Source organism: Undibacterium sp. FW305-107, assembly GCF_058788535.1.
In genome coordinates this window covers 361,201-377,850 of the sequence record NZ_JBYTAV010000002.1, presented here as the reverse complement: position 1 = coordinate 377,850, position 16,650 = coordinate 361,201, and the positions used below count along the sequence as shown (strand labels likewise).

The window sequence follows — 16,650 nt, the reverse complement described above, 5'->3', positions numbered from 1 at the left end:
TCTTATTCTCCTGTCTTTGCCTTGGCCATCATCGCGGTGAAGCGGTCAAACAGGTAGGCAATATCATGCGGACCTGGCGAGGCTTCAGGGTGACCCTGGAAGCAGAAAGCGGGTTTATCAGTACGGGCAAAGCCTTGCAGCGAGCCATCAAACAAAGACACGTGGGTGACGCGGCAGTTGGCTGGCAAAGTTGCTGCATCCACTGCGAAACCGTGGTTTTGGGACGTAATCAATACCTGTTTGGTATCAAGATCCTGCACCGGATGATTGGCACCGTGGTGACCGAATTTCATCTTGAGGGTTTTGGCACCGGATGCCAGCGCCATGATTTGATGACCAAGGCAGATACCAAAGGTAGGAATGCCCTTCTCTATCAACTCTTTGGTGGCAGCAATTGCGTAATCGCAAGGCTCAGGGTCGCCAGGACCATTCGACAAAAACACGCCATCCGGGTTCAGTGCCAGCACATCAGCAGCGCTGGATTGCGCAGGCAATACCGTGACCTTGCAGCCGCGCTCTGCCAGCATGCGCAGAATATTGCGCTTGACGCCAAAGTCAAAAGCAACAACATGGAATTTTGGATTTTCCAACTGACCATAACCCTGGCCCAGTACCCATTCAGCTTCTGTCCAGTTGTAAGCCTGTTTGACAGACACAACCTTGGCCAGATCCATGCCAGACAAACCAGGGAAAGACTTGGCCAGTGCGACGGCTTTTTCAGCATCGGCACCTATCAGGATAGCACCGCCCTGCGCACCTTTTTCACGCAAGATACGTGTCAGCTTGCGGGTATCAATACCTGCAATAGCAACGATGTTTTGGGATTTGAGATAATCAGAGAGGGATTGTTCAGAGCGGAAATTCGATACCAGCAAAGGCAGGTCTTTAATAATCAAACCGGCTGCATGGATTTTGTCAGACTCTACGTCTTCGGCATTGACGCCGGTATTACCAATATGCGGATACGTCAGGGTAACGATTTGGGAACTATAACTGGGGTCAGTCAAAATTTCCTGATAACCGGTCATTGAGGTATTGAAGACAACTTCACCTATGGTCTGACCGGCAGCGCCAATCGAATATCCAGTGAAAATGCTTCCATCGGCGAGAGCAAGTATAGCGGTGTCCTGGCCGGAACGAAGAAGGGACTGCGGAATGGGCAGCAAGGGCAACTCCTGTATTGTTACCGCCGCTGCGACGCCCCAAGCTGTCGTTTCCCTGGCCGCGCAAGAATTGCCGCGTGGCCTGGAAAGATGATGGAGCGATGTGAATTTGGGTAGGCGCTACGGCGAGATTTCGGATTAGTTAAACCCTCGAATTATAGCGCGAAACGGCCCATCAGGCAAATACGAAATGCCTGATGGGCCGTTAAATTGTCTGCAAACTCAAGAGTAGTACGGGCGTTCGCAAATCAAGTCGCTACTATTTCCTCTGGAATCCCTGCCGAAACGCAGTTTACCAAAAATACTGATGATAAAAATTACAGGCCCAGTGCAGCAATACCTGCTTTGGCAATCTGCGCATCTTCTGCAGACTTCACACCAGAAACACCGACTGCACCAACACATTGACCGTCAACAATAATAGGTACACCGCCTTCGAGCATGCCTTCCAGAGGTGCACTCAGGAAAGAGAAACGGCCATTGTTGATAATATCCTCATAGATTTTTGATTCGCGCTTACCCAAGGCTGCAGTAGTCGCCTTAGCTGGTGCGATTTGGGAGGAAATTGGGGCTACGCCATCCAGTCGTTGCAACCACATCAAATGACCACCATCGTCCACAATGGCGATTACAACAGGCCAGTTGTTGGCTTTGGCTTCTGCTTCTGCAGCGGCAGCAATTTTTTTGACATCATCCAATGTCATCACAGGTTTTGTTTGCATAAATACCTCTCCATTAAAAGTCAGCGGATTGTACGCCAAGCAATTGCGCTTAGGTATACAAACAGTTTTTACCAATTTAAGTGAGTCAATCGACGGGCAGCAATTGTGACTTATGCAAAACCTTGCCACCATATTGCCATTGTTTTAATTAATGACTGAAACTTATTGTTACGCAGAAAGGCATCCCAAATAGTTTACATTTTTTCAGAGTTCGCTTACAGTTGACCGGTTTTTCCAACCAGGTGCAAAGATGCTAATAACCGTTTCCAGACTATCAAGGAAAGCCAAATTAGTGCTTATCTCGACTATGCTGCTAGCCGCAGCGGCCAACCCAGCCTGGAGCGCAGACAATCCCTTCCCCGAATCTTCGACCGCCTATACCAAACTGCAGGAAATCAAGCAACGCGCATCCGACCTGACCGTTAAAGCCATGGATTTGATGGGCATACGCTATAAGCGCGGCGGCAACTCACCGGAAAACGGTCTCGATTGCAGTGGTTTTGTACGCTATGTATTCAAGGATGTGGTCGGTGCCAATTTGCCGCGCACCTCGGCAGAAATCAGCAAAGTAGGTGAACACGTAGAACAAAAGGATTTGCGTCCGGGTGATCTGGTTTTTTATAACACACTTAAACGCGGCTTTTCCCATGTAGGAATTTATCTGGGTGACAACAAGTTCATCCACTCCCCTTCAGCAGGCGGCCAGGTCAGAGTAGAAAGCATGGACATCGCCTACTGGAAAAAACGCTTCAATGGCGCACGCCGCATCAATGATGATGAAGTCAAATAAGTAAATTATTTAGCCCAAGCAGCCTTAACACCACTTTCACAACACATTTCCCCGCCCTCAAAAAAATAAAGGCAGAGCAATTCACGCCCTGCCTCATTCAAATCAAGCAAACCGTTGATCAACGTTCCTGCATTGCTTTAATTTTTTGCTTAATTTCAGGCATCATCGCCATCGCTGCTTTTTCACCAGCCAGGATGGCCAGGTTGCGGCCATTAAAATCATTTCCCTTCATGCCCGGCAATTCCGGGCGAATCACAATCTCAGCCTGCTTCAATTCAAACTGATTAATGCTTTGCCCCATGATAGCTACTGTTTGCAGCAAAACATCAAGGGTAGCATTTGAAACCAGCGGTTCTGGCGGTGAAGAAATGTTGACTGCAATCACCAGATCAGCCCCCATTTCACGGGCAAAACGCACTGGCACTGGCGATACCAGGCCACCATCGACATACAGGCGTTCATTGATTTTCACAGGCTGGAAAACACCAGGCACTGCAGATGAAGCGCGCACTGCCGCACCAGTATTACCGCGTTGGAACAACACAGCATGGCCTGTAGCCAGATCAGTTGCAACCGCACCAAAAGGCTTGCGCAGTTTTTCAATCGGGGCTTGCACCACGAGACGGTTCACATAGGCTTGCAAGGCATCCCCCTTCAATACCCCGCTGGACTTGGAAAACAAAGGCAGCGACCAGTCAGAAATAGTTACCTCGTCCATATCCAAAGCCATTTTCTGCAAGGCAAACCCGTTGTTACCAGCAGCATACATGGCCCCCACCACACTGCCCGCACTGGTACCAACCACAAGATCAGGATTAATACCTTGCGACTCCAACGCCTTGATGACACCAATATGTGCAAAGCCGCGTGCAGCGCCCCCACCTAGCGCGAGACCTATGCGCAAAGGCTTGAGCGTCTTAGCCACTGGTATGGCTGGCGCCACGGCAGGTGTCACTTGTTGTGGCGAAGTATTACAGGCAGAAAGGCCAAATGCCAGCATTACCGGCAAGGCGAGACGAGCAAGAACAGAATTTTTGCCAGCAGGTAAAGCTAGTGGACGGAAAAATATACGCGACATGTGATTTCTAAGTTTCAACAGTAAATGAGGTGCAAGTTCCGGCGAACGGGACTTTTTGCAGGTGCGTGATTATATTTCTAAAAGAGCCATAGTACAGGACATGTCTAAAAAAACTGCTGCACTGCCAGCTTACCCACGAGAAATCAGCGATTTACAGCGATTTAATTAATCACACCACAAGTCAGATATCACAAAATCATGATATACAGCATTCGCTTACTTATATGTCATGCCATAGAAATAATTAGTATTGATAATCCCGCACTTGTCGCGTCATTACCGACCCAGTTGTCCGGAAAGTCCCGCCATTTGCGATGACGCCATTCGTTAAACACTTGATGTCTGAAGCTATACTTGAAAGATTTTATGAAAAAAATTTCCTGGTTACCGCCACTCACTCCAATCGCGGCGCTGGTAGCAATTGCCCTGGCAGGCTGCGGCAGCAGCAATCCAGCGGCTACAACCAATGTAACGCCCGTGGTTGACCCTAACAGCATCCCGGAGGGAACGGTCGTCAAACTCGCCTTGCTTGAGACCACGGATATCCATCAAAACATACTGAGCTACGACTACTACGGTTTGAAAGCCGATACCAGCCTGGGCCTGGAAAGAACGGCATCCCTGATCAAAGATGCGCGCGCAGAAAATCCCAATAATATTTTGCTCGACGATGGTGACGTTATCCAGGGTACCTTGCTGGGCGATTACCAGGCACTGGCAGCGCCCGTCACTTGCAGTGGCACGCTGGCCATTTACAAAGTCATGAATGCACTGAAATACGATGGTGCTGGCCTGGGTAATCATGAATTCAATTATGGCCTGGGCTTCCTCAGCCAGATCACCAATACTGACTTTGGCCTGCCAGATGTCAGCAAAGCTGGCACTTGCGGTGCCCCTAACTTTCCCCTGGTTTTATCCAACGTTGTCGGTGCCACAAGCCAGAAACCTATCTTCAACCCCACTTCCATCATCAACAAACAGTTCGTTGCGACCAAGCCTGATGGCAGCAGCATGAATGTCAAACTGAATGTGGGCATCATGGGCTTTGTACCACCTCAAATCATGGACTGGGATCAAAAATCTCTGGCGGGCAAAGTGGTTGTCAATGGTGTGCAAGAATCTGCCAACAAATATGTACCCGAACTACGCGCCAAAGGGGCAGACCTGGTCGTCGCCCTGTCACATGGCGGACTGGATGCATCACCCTACAGCCCTAAAATGGAAAACGGCAGCCTGCACCTGAGCACAACCGGTATTGATGCGCTGATGCTGGGTCATGCTCATTTGATTTTCCCTGCACCGAAAGAAGTCGGCGCGCCAGCCATTGATGCATCTCTGGCTGCCCTGCCCGCCGCTATCGTGGATACAAAAAAGGGTCTGGTAAATGGCGTGCCAGCCGTCATGGCACAAAGCTGGGGCCGCCGACTGGGTATCATACAAATGACGCTCAAATACCAAAGCGGTAAATGGGTCGTGCAAAAAGACCTGACCAATGTAGAAGCGCGCGGCTTCAAATACAAAGATGGCACCAGTATCGTTGATGCTGATGCGTCTATCGCGCCACTGGTTGATACCGAGCACAAAGCCACCATCAACTATGCAACGCAAGCTCTGGGCACGACAACAGACTTTGAAATGTCGGCCTACTTTTCATTGGTCGGCGATGTCTCTGCGATACAAATCGTCAATCAGGCACAAATCGATTATGTGAAAAAATTCATCGCCACGTCGAATGACGCGACGATAGCCAGCTACAAATCCATTCCTGTCATTTCATGCAGCGCGCCATTCAAGGCAGGCCGCAATGGCCCGACCGACTTCACTGATGTTGCCCCTGGTGCCAGCCCGGCTACGCCATTTGGTTTGCAAGTGCGCAATCCGGGTGACCTTTACCTGTATGGCAATAACAATCTGCAAGCAGTGAAAATCAAGGGTTCTGATTTGAAGAACTGGCTGGAAACTGCAGCAAAACAATTCGGCCAGATAGACCCGACACTGACGACAGAGCAAGACCTGGTACCGTCTTATTCAACCATCTACAACTACGATGTATTCTATGCAGACAATAATGCCCTGACCTACCAGATCGACGTTACCCAGCCAGCAGGAAAACGTATCGTCAACCTGACGTATGCAGGCAAGGCCGTAGGTGACAATGACGACTTTATCGTTGCGACGAATGACTATCGTGCCGGTGGCGGAGGCAACTTCCCAGGCATTGATGGCAGCAAAACCATCATCAAGTCACCAGACGCAAACCAGGCAGTGGTCAGCGACTTCGTTAAAAAACAAGGCAAGATTACTGCTGCAGCGAACGGCACTGGTCAAAGCTGGAGTTTTGTAAAAGTAACGACCAAAGGCCCCGTCATTTTGCGCTCCGCCCCAGGCAAAATCTCCGTGGCACAAGCACTGGGTCTGGGTCGCGTCAAGTCTGAAGGCGCACTGGATGCCAGTGGTTTTGCAAAATATGCGATAGATTTGAGCAAGTAAAAATTTGCATAAAACAGCATTAATGAATAAGCGTGCACCTCAAAGTGAGGTGCACGTCTGCTCTCTTGGCGACACTATGTTGAACAAATTTAAAATCAGTGCAGGCATTTTATTAGCCTGCAGCCTATGCGCTTGCGCACCGGTACCAACCACGGCAGAAATTGAATCCGCTGGCATACAGGCCTTGCATGCGCAACTGCCATCTGCCATCGCATCACTGGAAAAATGGGCCGATGCTGGCAATGCAGTGGCGCAGCGAGAGTTGGGTTTAGCGTATGCGATCAAACCTGAACAGCAAGCCCTGGCATTGCATTGGCTTGAACGCGCCGCAAAAAATCAAAGTGGCGATGCGGAAGCCCAGTTCCAATTGGCCGAAGCTTATTATAAAAGCCGCTTGGGTCTGGCAAAGAATGAGCAGCAAGCCTGGAAATGGTATGAAGCAGCTGCAAACAATGGCTATGGCAAAGCCAGCTTTATGCTGGCACGCATGGCCAAGTATGGTCAAGGCACGTCACAAGACATTGTACTGTCTGTCAAATGGCTGGAGAAAGCCAGCGAACAAGGCAATGCCCAGGCCATGTTCCTGCTATCGAACGCCTATGCAGCGGGTGAAGGCGTCAAACAAGATCAGGCATTGGCCAGAAAATGGCTGGAAGAATCTGCAGAACTTGAATACCCGGTTGCGATTCAGGCGCTGGCAATGGAACTGGAAAGCGGCAGTAAGCATATGGAAAAAGACCCGCTGAAAGCCAGGCATTTAATCAAGGAAGCTTCAGACGAACGCATGATGCGCTGGAACAGGTATCAATAAAAGAATGTCGCCAACATCGATGTAACAGCAAGTGCCATCATACCGGTGGCTAACCAGCCTAATATTGTCAGCCTTCGGGTAATCACAAATTTACCCATGATATCTGCCCTCACTGCCATCAACATCATGACCACCATGATAGGCACAGAAATCACACCATTGATGACGGCACTCCAGTACAGTGCCTTGATGGGGTCAATTGCAGTAAACCCCAGTACAATGCCGATGACGGTAGAAAGCGCAATGATGGCGTAGAACTGCCTGGCCTGCATGGGCGTATCTTCCAGGCTGTTTTTCCATTTGAAGGCTCCTGCCATGGCATAAGCTGATGAACCAGCCAGTACAGGTATAGCCAGCAAACCAGTACCGATAATACCCGCACTGAATAACATGAAAGCAAAATCACCGGCGACGGGCCGCAATGCCAGTGCCGCCTGGGCAGAAGTCTGGATATCGGCAATACCATGCATGTTCAAAGTGACGGCAGTGGTCAGTATGATGAAGAAAGCCACCAGATTGGAAAATGCCATCCCTACATAAGTATCAAGTTTTATGCGCTTCAAATTGGCTGGTGCCTGTTCAGGTGCATGGATCAGCGGGCGCGCTTGATGATCAGCGCGCATCTCCTCGACCTCTTGCGAGGCTTGCCAAAAAAACAGATAGGGGCTGATGGTGGTACCGAACAGTGCAACCACGGTCGTGATGTATTCTTTTTTCCACGATAGTTGCGGCATGACTGCACTCAACAAGACCTTGGACCAGGGCGTATGTACGACAAAGACAGTGGCGACATAGGCCAGCAAAGCCAGTGTCAGCCATTTCAAGAAACGCACATAACGCTGATAAGGAATAAAGACCTGCAGCAGCAAAGACAATACGCCAAAGCCTATGGCATACAGATGTGCCTTGCCGCCTATGAGTAACTTCAATGCTTCACCCATGGCAGAAATATCGGCAGCAATATTGATGGTATTGGCGACCAGCAAAAGACCAACCACTGCATACAATAACCATGCAGGATAATGACGACGGATGTTGGTGGCAAGACCATGACCACTGACCCTGCCTATGCGGGCACTGACGATTTGTATACCCACCATCAAGGGGTAGGTAAACAACACCGTCCACAACATATTAAAACCGAATTGGGCACCCGCTTGCGAATAAGTGGCGATGCCACTAGGGTCATCATCTGCTGCGCCAGTGATCAGGCCAGGCCCCAGTTTTTTTAACAGGGACGATTCTTTGGAGTCTGTAGACGCACTTGAAGTCGGTTTATTCATATCCTGATTTTCGAATGCGAGTGTTTGCTTTTGATCTTATGGTCGTCGATGGGTTACATCCATACCTACACCTCTGTATCCGGCAAACCGGCTGGCCGAGTCAAAGAAGGGTTCCCCGCTGACTTGCAGATATTGTATTGTGCCATCCTGTTTGCAGCGCCGGTAGATAAAATCCAGAAATGGCCGGCGATTGGCGATATTATCGTCGAGTTGTTCGCGCTCATCGACGTCCCAGCCTTCCATGCCACCGCTGGGTGCATTACCCAGCATGTCTTCTGCCTGTATACCCAACATTTCAAATACTGGCCCCGATACACTGGTGAAATTACCAAACTGGTCCTGTTCCCAATACCAGTCAGATGAGAGTTGGGTAAAACTTTTAAAGCGTGCTTCACTGGCGCTTAACTCTGCCGTGCGCTCCAGCACAGTTTGCTCTAGCCGCTTATTGTAATTATCCAACTGTTGATACAACAAGCGCACTTCCAGCATGTTGTGTATGCGCGTCTGCACTTCCTGCAGGTCAAAAGGCTTGCTGACAAAATCCTTGGCACCAGCCTGCAAGGCACGCAGCTTATGTCCCGGCTGGGCAGTAATCACCAGTACCGGCAAATAGGCATCAGCTGCGATGTTCTTTAATTCTTCCATGACTTCAAAACCATCCATGCCGGGCATTTGCAGGTCCAGCAATATCAGGTCATAGTTGTGCTCTATATGCAGTGCGCACACGGTACGTGCATCCATGGTTGTGGTGATATTGGTATAGCCAATATTACGCAGCATTTGCTCCAATAACATCACATTAGCTTTTTGATCGTCAACGATCAGGATGCTGGCCTTGAGAATTTCGACTGTTTCAAGCATTTCATTCTTTCAAAATCGTTGTCACCTCAATACTACATTTTCAGATCAAATCTCAACGACATCTTTTTGTGTCTTGCTGTCCAATTCGCCCGTCTTACGATCCAGGCCATGTTCTTTTGCATGATGCAATGCAAGATCCAACGCATCCATGAACTCACTCACCTTGATGGGTTTAGTCAGGTAGCGGAAAAAGCCCGCATCCAAACCTTTTGCGATATCACGCGGCATGGCATTTGCAGACAGGGCCATGACGGGTATATGCGCCGTCAACGGGTCGTTTGCCAAAATCTTGAGCGCACCAAAACCGCTAAGGCCAGGCAGATTAATATCCATCAAAATCACATCTGGTTTGCATATCTGTGCCGTGCTGATGCCCAAATGAGCATCCACTGCCGTCAACAGCTTGAGATCGCTGCGGCGCGCAATCAATTGCTCTACCAAAGCCAGGTTGGCTGGATTATCTTCAACATATAACAAACTACGTTGCGCTGATGCATGAACTGCCTGCTGTTCGCCACATGGTTCAGTTACAAATTCATCCATACCTTCATCATGCAAAGCCGGTGCAGAGGCCAAAGCCAACTCTATCCAGAACACACTGCCAACACCGACATTGCTTTCAACACCAATCACGCCACCCATGAGTTCAACCAATTGCTTGGTCACGACCAGACCTATGCCGGTTCCCTCTTCATTACCTGCATCCTGTCCCAGACGATTGAAGGGTTGAAACAACTGCGCCACCTGCTCAGGCGACAATCCCTTGCCAGCATCCTTGACGCTGATACGTATGCGACCCTCGCCACGCATGGCGTATTCGACCGTAACCGAGCCTTCGTGCTGATTGTATTTAATCGCGTTCGACAACAAATTCACCATGACTTGCTTGAGCCTGGTACGGTCAGCAAATACATACAATGGCATGTCTATGACAGGGAAAATCATTTCTATGCCGCGCGTCTGCGCCTGTGGCTCTATCATGGACTGGCAGTCAAGCAAGACATCGGCAAGCAAGATGGATTCTTTTGAAATACTGACCTTGCCAGACTCTATCATCGCCAAATCAAGGATTTCATTGATCAATCGCAGTAAATACCAGCCAGCCTGCAATATCTGGTCTATAGATAATTTTTGATTGTCTGACGGTGGTGGATTATCTGATGCCATCAATTGCGCAAAACCCAACACTGCATTGAGCGGTGTGCGCAATTCATGGCTCATGCTCGATAAAAATTCCGACTTGGCCAGATTCGCCTTTTCGGCAATAGCCTTGGCCAATTCCAGTTCTATATTGTTATTCTGCAGTCTTTGTTCAAATAATTTATATTCAGTGACATCACGGGCTGACGCAAACACGCCTTGCAACCTGCGTTCACGATCGTATATCGTGCTGGCATTGTAGGAAATTTCAGTTTCCTTACCGTCTTTTGCAATCGCAGTCAGTTCACAATTACTGACCTTGCCAGTTTGCAGCGCACGCTTCATCGCCAGTTCTGCTGCCGCAGGTTCGGTAAAATAATTTTTGAATGGCGCACCTATCAATTCATCGCGCGTACACCCAGTGATGGCTTCCATCTGGTGATTAACATCGCTGATGACGCCATTCAAGTCCGTAGTAATCAAGGCATCAATATTGGCTTCAATTAATGAGCGCGTATAAAATTGCTGATCACGTAAACGCTGATCCAACAAGGCCTGCTCTGCCTCCACTTGCTTGCGTGCGGTATTGTCTGTGCCTATCAAGAGACTACCTATGACAACCCCCTGCGCATCACGTAATGCCGTGACTGAAACAATGGCCTGCAAACGACTGCCGTCACGACAGATATAGGTCAGTTCATGATTGTCTTCCAGGCTACGCATCGCTTTAAAAATCAGCGCATCATAACCCAGGGCAACCGGGGTATTGAATTCTGCACTCAGCGCAGCTGCTCTGGCGGCGAGTTCGTCAGCATCAGAGATATCAGCGGGGCTAATCAGGTTGACGACATCGGCAGCGTCATAGCCCAGCATATGTTCGGCACCAACATTAAAAATCTGGATAAGCCCCTGGGCATCAGTCGCAATAATGGAAAAATTCTGGCTATTAAAAATGGCATCCTGCAAGGCCCCCATCTTAAGCAATACTTCACGCACCTTGAGTGAGGTTTGCTCACCAGCCATACGACCCAATGTGGCGCGACGTATCTGTAAAGCCCATAGCAATAAAAATACCAGTAAAAACCCAACGCTGCCTACCACCAGTTTGATGCGGAATGCTGCTTTTAATTTACGCTCATCGAGCAACACCTGCTCGTCGACAATCGCTTCAGTCAAAATATTTTGCACCTTGGCAGATGCCAGCAAGCCCGCATTAAACAAGACCCGGGCAGCGTTAAAGCCAGAAACATCAAATTGCTTCTGGCTTTCGTGCATGATAACCAGCCTCTCATCAACAGCTTTTTGCAATTGCTGTATGCGTGCCTGCTGCTGGGGATTATCCAGTGTCAAAGCATGCAAATGCTGGACGACTATCGCCATGTCTTTGAGCCGGCTGTTACGCTGGCTGATGAAACGATCTTCTTTGGTCAGGAAATATGCTTTTTGCCCGTTCTCCGCCTCAGACAGTTTGACACTCAATTCGCTGAGGTCATCTATCACCTTGCGGGTATGATCTATAGACTTGACTGCATCAAAAGGTACCGCGATATTCCAGGCAATACCACCTATCATCAACAAGGCCAGCAAGGTGATACCAAAGCCGATTAAGGTCAGACGCTCTACCGAGATTGCCTTCATATATTTTCATTCACAGCAAACCTTCAGTAAATTTCGAAATTCAGACCAGCATTTACAAACCCATGTTGCTTTATATGCTGCTCTGTGTGTTGCTCTGTACGCCGCCCTGTACATAGCCAGTTTTCCTGACAATTGCGGCAGGCGCGACAGACATGGCTTTCCCCTGACGCTGCAAAACATCCGACAGCAGGCGGGCAAACTCTTTTTTGACTACGCCATAACATTCGCACACATGCTCTTCCAGCCCGCCTCTGTCAACGACAGTGATATGCCCACGCCGATAACTGATAAAGCCATAGTTTTGTAATTTACCTGCCGCTTCGGTTACTCCTTCGCGCCGCACACCCAGCATATTGGCGATCAACTCCTGGGTGATGGTCAGATCATTGCTCTTCATGCGATCCAGCGTCAACAAGAGCCAGCGACAAAGCTGCTGTTCGACCGAATGGTGGCGATTACATACTGCCGTTTGTGACATTTGAGTAATCAATGCCTGGGTATAGCGCAACAAAAGCCGCAACACCGGCCCGGCACGGTTAAATTCTTCCAGCAAGATATGGGCCTTAAGACGATAACCAAAGCCACCTGTCTGCACTATCGCACGGCTGGGTGTGGTATCGCCGCCCATGAACAGGGAAATACCGACCAGACCTTCATTACCGACACCGGCAATTTCTGAGGAACCGCCGTTTTCCAGCAAATAATGCAGTGAAACAATCGCCGTCACCGGGAAATACACATACTGCAACTTGCCACCCGACTCATATAAAACATCACCAAGCAACATGGAAACCAGTTCCAGATGGGGTGCCAGGCGATCAAATTCTGTATCCAATAATGCTGCCAGCAAATGGTTTTGATTCGGGTCTATCTGACTATCCATATCGAATTTCCGCATAATTTTAGAGCGAAGTAAAAGACACCACATCTACCCAGAAAATCTGCTCAGCATGCCTTGCGCGCCTTTTCTAAAAGGTACCCATACTTAAAGCATCTGCTCGATATCAAACACGTAGAAAATAATGCAGAGAAAATTAAACAGTCTGGCCTGCTTAATTTATTGAATGCGCAATCAGGAATCTCAAGCACTGGTCGCATCTCGATAACGCCACTATCGCTGTTTTCAAATTATAACTATGTACGCTGGCGCACATACAACAACAAATCCGGTATTAATTTGAGCAAGACTGCTCACACGACCTCATCAGATCGCTTCCGACACTCCTGAGAGTAAAAGATTTTGCAAGACATGGCTGATCAGAATTGCAAAAAAGCATTTCCGTTTTGAACAGCAGAGTTACTATTCACAGAGTAGCAGGTATATATCAGGTGCACACACTAAATTACATTTAAATATTCGAGTTATATCAAAATCAAGAATCGCCACAGCCTAGGGAAACGTGTAATAGCAATGAGAGAATTAGCAACTGAATACATGACTATCCACAGGAAAAATTACATTCCACAGAGTAAAGAACAAACCGGAAAATCAAATTCCAGAAAAAACAAAAAAGCCTAGTGTTTAGACTAGGCTTTTTATACTAAGCAGTTGATTTACTTAGTGAAATTCTGGGGTGACCGATGGGGTTCGAACCCACGACAACAGGAATCACAATCCTGGACTCTACCAACTGAGCTACGGCCACCACTGTATCGCGCACTAATATTGCAGTGCAAGAGAGCTACGCATTATACGAGGAATTTGGCTTGCTGGCAATAGCATTCTTGGGCAATCAGGCGCAGGCCCATTTAACTTATGCCAACACAGCCTCTGCTACCTGCCTTACCGCCCACACCCAGCATAACTGATTCATCAGAATTTGCTGCTGCCGCCCTCACGCTGCCTACCCATGCCGCTTTTACGTTGCGGCGCTTCACCATTATCGGGGCGTTTGGCTTTAGGCGCGTCTACCGTGGTGCGCAAGGATGCATTGACAAACATTTGCAGAGCCTGGCGTTGCCTATCATCCAGCGCGTCGTTCAAGGTCAGTACCAGTTCGCGCATTTGCTTATTTTCTTGCACGGTGGTTTGCTCTTCTTGCTCAATTTGCGGGTTCAGGTCACGCAATTCGATATTATTTTGCTCCAGGCGCAACTCCAGTTCTGCTTGCATACGGTTCCTGCGTACATCGCGCTGATGTAGCATGGTCGACAATTTGCTCTCGGTCTGCTGCCATAGCACTTGCTGATTGGCATTCAGGTTCAGCTCCTTCTTTAACTCCCCTGCTTTGGCCAGCAAACTGTCCAGACGTACTTCCATGACTGGTGTTGCATATGAGAGGGAGGTAAACAGGGTAAAACAAGCGGAAAAGACGATGTTGCGCAAGTTAATGGAGTGCATATCATTCCTGCCTAAAAAGACACAAGCCCAGGCACTGAGCATGACACCAGGCATAAAAAAGCCCACGCATATGAATGCGTAGGCGAAATCTCACTGAGGTAGTGAGTTGAAGGAGCGTGCAATGAAACATAAGCAATATATTCCGACAAGAACCCAACTCAATGATGTATTACAAATTCTTACGAATACTCGCGTTTGATTTACAAATTAGCTCATGTATCAGACTTGAGTGATCCACACAAATCCACTACTTGCTACACTGCAATAGAGGCTTGCGTGTCCTGGCTTCTGTCAAATGCAGTAACGCTTTGCATGGCAAGGGCCGCTTCCAGTAATAATTCAGGCTTGCCGGAAGCGAGTCTCTTGCTATCAGACAGTATCTGACGGAACACGCGCGCGCCCACCAGACCCATCATCAAGCCCAGCATATGACGAATGACGGTATTCAGGCGCAAGCCTTTGCCACCATTGCCATACAATTCCAGTTGATGATAGATGTAGGGAATCATCTGCTGCAAAATTTCTTCCCTGCTCTTCACCGGAGTGGTATCGCCATAATATCGCTCATCGAAGCTGGCCATGAAATAGGGATTGTGATATGCCTCACGCCCTATCATGACACCATCGACATGTTGCAGATGCAAGTCCATGTCTTCCAGGGTTTTGATGCCACCGTTCAGGATGATTTCCAACTCTGGAAATTCTTTTTTCAGGCGATAGGCATAGTCATACTTCAGCGGCGGGATTTCACGGTTTTCTCTGGGCGACAAACCCTTGAGTATGGCATTGCGCGCATGGACGATAAAGGTCTTGCACCCTGCGTCAGCAACGGTGCCGACAAAGTCACGCATGAATTCATAAGAATCCACTTCATTGATGCCTATTCGGTGCTTGACCGTGACATCGATAGAGACCACATCCTTCATCGCCTTGACACTATCAGCAACCAGTTGCGGCTCTGCCATCAGGCAGGCACCAAATGCACCTTTTTGCACGCGTTCAGAAGGGCAGCCGCAATTCAGGTTGATTTCATCATAGCCCCATTGCTCGCCCAGCCTGGCTGCATGCGCCAGGTCAACCAGCTCGCTACCACCCAATTGCAGGGCAACCGGATGTTCGCCTGGATTAAATTCCAGATGCCGTTGTACATCACCATGCAAGAGCGAGCCTGTCGTCACCATTTCAGTGTACAACCAGGAGTTGCGGGTAATATGACGGTGGAACTGGCGGCAATGCCTGTCAGTCCAATCCAGCATTGGGGCCACGGATACGCGGCGTGGGGGTAGTGCTTTTGTATTCACAATAAAACAAGACGGCAATTCACAATGCCGTATTGTAACCTGTGATGGGAAAATCGCCTTTGAATACACTCAAAGCAAGCACAGCCCCACGACAACAGAAAGCACGATCCCTTCGTCAATTCTTCGAAAAACATTAGAACTTATTTCATAAATAGGGTGAGATGCGTTTGCCTCATAACACGGGCTGGCAAGAGTAAAGCAGGGAATTCGTGCAGTATGCTGACGCCTGCGTACGATGTACGCTTGCAAGCGCACATGCGCCCTGCAAGGGGACGATATGTAGCTCAAAAAGGACAGGCCGAATGAAGCGTCGAACTTGACGCTCGACCAGGAATCGCTAACAATGCGTCCGTTTTATTTAATCTGTGGACTGCGATCTGGTCTGCTTAACGCTGGACATCAATTCGCCTTTACCGCGCACATCAACTCAAACTTTCAACAATCAATCAAGGTAACAACTCAATGAAGATCATCACCGTTCTCACAATTGCAACCACACTTCTCATTTCTGGGTGTGCATCTGTGGATATGGCCTCAAAAGCTGAATCATCAAAGGCAAAAGAATTCAATCCGCCTAGTCAAGGTAATGCTGGCGTTTATATTTATCGCGACAGTTTCGTTGGCAAGGCTTTGAAAAAAGACGTATGGGTTGATGGGAAATGCATAGGCGAGAGTGCGCCAGATGTATTTTTTTATACGGAAGTCGAGGGCGGGAAAAAACATAAAGTCGATACAGAATCTGAGTTTTCACCAAATACTCTTGAATTAATGTTCGAGGCTGGTAAAAAATATTTTATTCGACAGTACATTAAGTTGGGTGTCTTTGTTGGTGGCGCAGGGTTAGAGAGCATCCCTGAAGAGCAAGGTAAAATAAGTATCTCCAAGCTAGAAATGGCCAAACCAGGCAAATGTAGCGCAGCAAGATAATTGTAGATTCAAACGAACCAGAACGCCCGACCTGAAAGTTGAGCTTGACGCCGCAGTGGATTTAAATATCCTGATATGCGGCGTCTCACGACACCGCATCTGTGC

The 16,650-nt window shown here is 48.6% G+C and carries 13 protein-coding genes, 1 tRNA gene and 1 pseudogene; 4 read left to right on the top strand and 11 right to left on the bottom strand.

Features of this window, described 5'->3' with window-relative positions:
* Positions 1–2: 2 nt before the first annotated feature.
* Entirely contained in the window at positions 3–1,157 is a 1,155-nt protein-coding gene (gene carA, locus AC3WQT_RS05820; RefSeq protein WP_492703125.1) for a glutamine-hydrolyzing carbamoyl-phosphate synthase small subunit, read from the bottom strand.
* Between the two features lie 323 nt (positions 1,158–1,480).
* Entirely contained in the window at positions 1,481–1,885 is a 405-nt protein-coding gene (locus AC3WQT_RS05815) for a GlcG/HbpS family heme-binding protein (protein WP_492702848.1), read from the bottom strand.
* A gap of 292 nt (positions 1,886–2,177) precedes the next feature.
* Here AC3WQT_RS05815 and AC3WQT_RS05810 point away from each other — a divergent pair, with 292 nt between their 5' ends.
* The gene (locus AC3WQT_RS05810; RefSeq protein WP_492702847.1) at positions 2,178–2,675 is read left to right on the top strand and encodes a C40 family peptidase; all 498 of its coding nucleotides are present in this window, start codon (positions 2,178–2,180) and stop codon (positions 2,673–2,675) included.
* 118 nt (positions 2,676–2,793) lie between these two features.
* Here the strand turns inward: AC3WQT_RS05810 and AC3WQT_RS05805 are convergent, their stop codons facing one another.
* Entirely contained in the window at positions 2,794–3,753 is a 960-nt protein-coding gene (locus AC3WQT_RS05805; protein WP_492702846.1) for a patatin-like phospholipase family protein, read from the bottom strand.
* Positions 3,754–4,119: 366 nt separating this feature from the next.
* Between AC3WQT_RS05805 and AC3WQT_RS05800 the strand changes: the two genes are divergently transcribed.
* Positions 4,120–6,243 (top strand): bifunctional 2',3'-cyclic-nucleotide 2'-phosphodiesterase/3'-nucleotidase, encoded by a 2,124-nt coding sequence (locus tag AC3WQT_RS05800; RefSeq protein ID WP_492702845.1) that lies wholly within the window; start codon positions 4,120–4,122, stop codon positions 6,241–6,243.
* A 76-nt stretch (positions 6,244–6,319) separates the two neighbouring features.
* Positions 6,320–7,054 (top strand): tetratricopeptide repeat protein, encoded by a 735-nt coding sequence (locus AC3WQT_RS05795; RefSeq protein ID WP_492702844.1) that lies wholly within the window; start codon positions 6,320–6,322, stop codon positions 7,052–7,054.
* Here the strand turns inward: AC3WQT_RS05795 and AC3WQT_RS05790 are convergent.
* From AC3WQT_RS05790 to dusA, 8 genes and pseudogenes are all read right to left on the bottom strand, one after another.
* Positions 7,048–8,337 carry an NRAMP family divalent metal transporter gene (locus AC3WQT_RS05790; protein WP_492702843.1) on the bottom strand — a complete coding sequence of 430 codons (1,290 nt, stop codon included), beginning with the start codon at positions 8,335–8,337 and terminating at the stop codon, positions 7,048–7,050. The genes AC3WQT_RS05795 and AC3WQT_RS05790 overlap by 7 nt on opposite strands.
* 36 nt (positions 8,338–8,373) lie before the next feature.
* Complete coding sequence (locus AC3WQT_RS05785) at positions 8,374–9,198, bottom strand: response regulator (protein ID WP_492702842.1); 825 nt, start codon at positions 9,196–9,198, stop codon at positions 8,374–8,376.
* A gap of 45 nt (positions 9,199–9,243) precedes the next feature.
* Positions 9,244–11,361: a hybrid sensor histidine kinase/response regulator gene (locus AC3WQT_RS05780; RefSeq protein ID WP_492703124.1), complete on the bottom strand. Its 2,118-nt coding sequence runs from the start codon at positions 11,359–11,361 to the stop codon at positions 9,244–9,246.
* Between the two features lie 117 nt (positions 11,362–11,478).
* Positions 11,479–11,910 (bottom strand): annotated as a pseudogene (locus tag AC3WQT_RS05775) (CHASE3 domain-containing protein); the annotation flags it as partial.
* A gap of 136 nt (positions 11,911–12,046) precedes the next feature.
* Positions 12,047–12,859, bottom strand: coding sequence for a Crp/Fnr family transcriptional regulator (locus AC3WQT_RS05770; protein WP_492702841.1), 813 nt, complete (start codon positions 12,857–12,859; stop codon positions 12,047–12,049).
* Between the two features lie 687 nt (positions 12,860–13,546).
* Positions 13,547–13,622, bottom strand: a tRNA-His gene (locus tag AC3WQT_RS05765).
* Positions 13,623–13,789: 167 nt separating this feature from the next.
* Positions 13,790–14,317 carry a hypothetical protein gene (locus AC3WQT_RS05760; RefSeq protein WP_492702840.1) on the bottom strand — a complete coding sequence of 176 codons (528 nt, stop codon included), beginning with the start codon at positions 14,315–14,317 and terminating at the stop codon, positions 13,790–13,792.
* A gap of 254 nt (positions 14,318–14,571) precedes the next feature.
* On the bottom strand, positions 14,572–15,573 hold the full coding sequence (gene dusA / locus AC3WQT_RS05755) for a tRNA dihydrouridine(20/20a) synthase DusA (RefSeq protein WP_492702839.1): 1,002 nt from the start codon (positions 15,571–15,573) through the stop codon (positions 14,572–14,574).
* A 507-nt stretch (positions 15,574–16,080) separates the two neighbouring features.
* Between dusA and AC3WQT_RS05750 the strand changes: the two genes are divergently transcribed.
* A complete protein-coding gene (locus tag AC3WQT_RS05750) occupies positions 16,081–16,545 on the top strand; it encodes a DUF2846 domain-containing protein (protein WP_492702838.1) in 465 nt (154 codons plus the stop codon).
* Positions 16,546–16,650 lie beyond the last annotated feature (105 nt).

Excerpts from the sequence above, each read along its gene's own strand:
- AC3WQT_RS05815 (WP_492702848.1), bottom strand. The coding sequence starts at position 1,885 with ATGCAAACAAAACCTGTGATGACATTGGATGATGTCAAAAAAATTGCT.
- AC3WQT_RS05805 (WP_492702846.1), bottom strand. The coding sequence starts at position 3,753 with ATGTCGCGTATATTTTTCCGTCCACTAGCTTTACCTGCTGGCAAAAAT.
- AC3WQT_RS05800 (WP_492702845.1), top strand. The coding sequence starts at position 4,120 with ATGAAAAAAATTTCCTGGTTACCGCCACTCACTCCAATCGCGGCGCTG.
- AC3WQT_RS05795 (WP_492702844.1), top strand. The coding sequence starts at position 6,320 with ATGTTGAACAAATTTAAAATCAGTGCAGGCATTTTATTAGCCTGCAGC.
- AC3WQT_RS05790 (WP_492702843.1), bottom strand. The coding sequence starts at position 8,337 with ATGAATAAACCGACTTCAAGTGCGTCTACAGACTCCAAAGAATCGTCC.
- AC3WQT_RS05785 (WP_492702842.1), bottom strand. The coding sequence starts at position 9,198 with ATGCTTGAAACAGTCGAAATTCTCAAGGCCAGCATCCTGATCGTTGAC.
- AC3WQT_RS05780 (WP_492703124.1), bottom strand. The coding sequence starts at position 11,361 with ATGGCTGGTGAGCAAACCTCACTCAAGGTGCGTGAAGTATTGCTTAAG.
- AC3WQT_RS05770 (WP_492702841.1), bottom strand. The coding sequence starts at position 12,859 with ATGGATAGTCAGATAGACCCGAATCAAAACCATTTGCTGGCAGCATTA.
- AC3WQT_RS05760 (WP_492702840.1), bottom strand. The coding sequence starts at position 14,317 with ATGCACTCCATTAACTTGCGCAACATCGTCTTTTCCGCTTGTTTTACC.
- dusA (WP_492702839.1), bottom strand. The coding sequence starts at position 15,573 with ATGCTGGATTGGACTGACAGGCATTGCCGCCAGTTCCACCGTCATATT.
- AC3WQT_RS05750 (WP_492702838.1), top strand. The coding sequence starts at position 16,081 with ATGAAGATCATCACCGTTCTCACAATTGCAACCACACTTCTCATTTCT.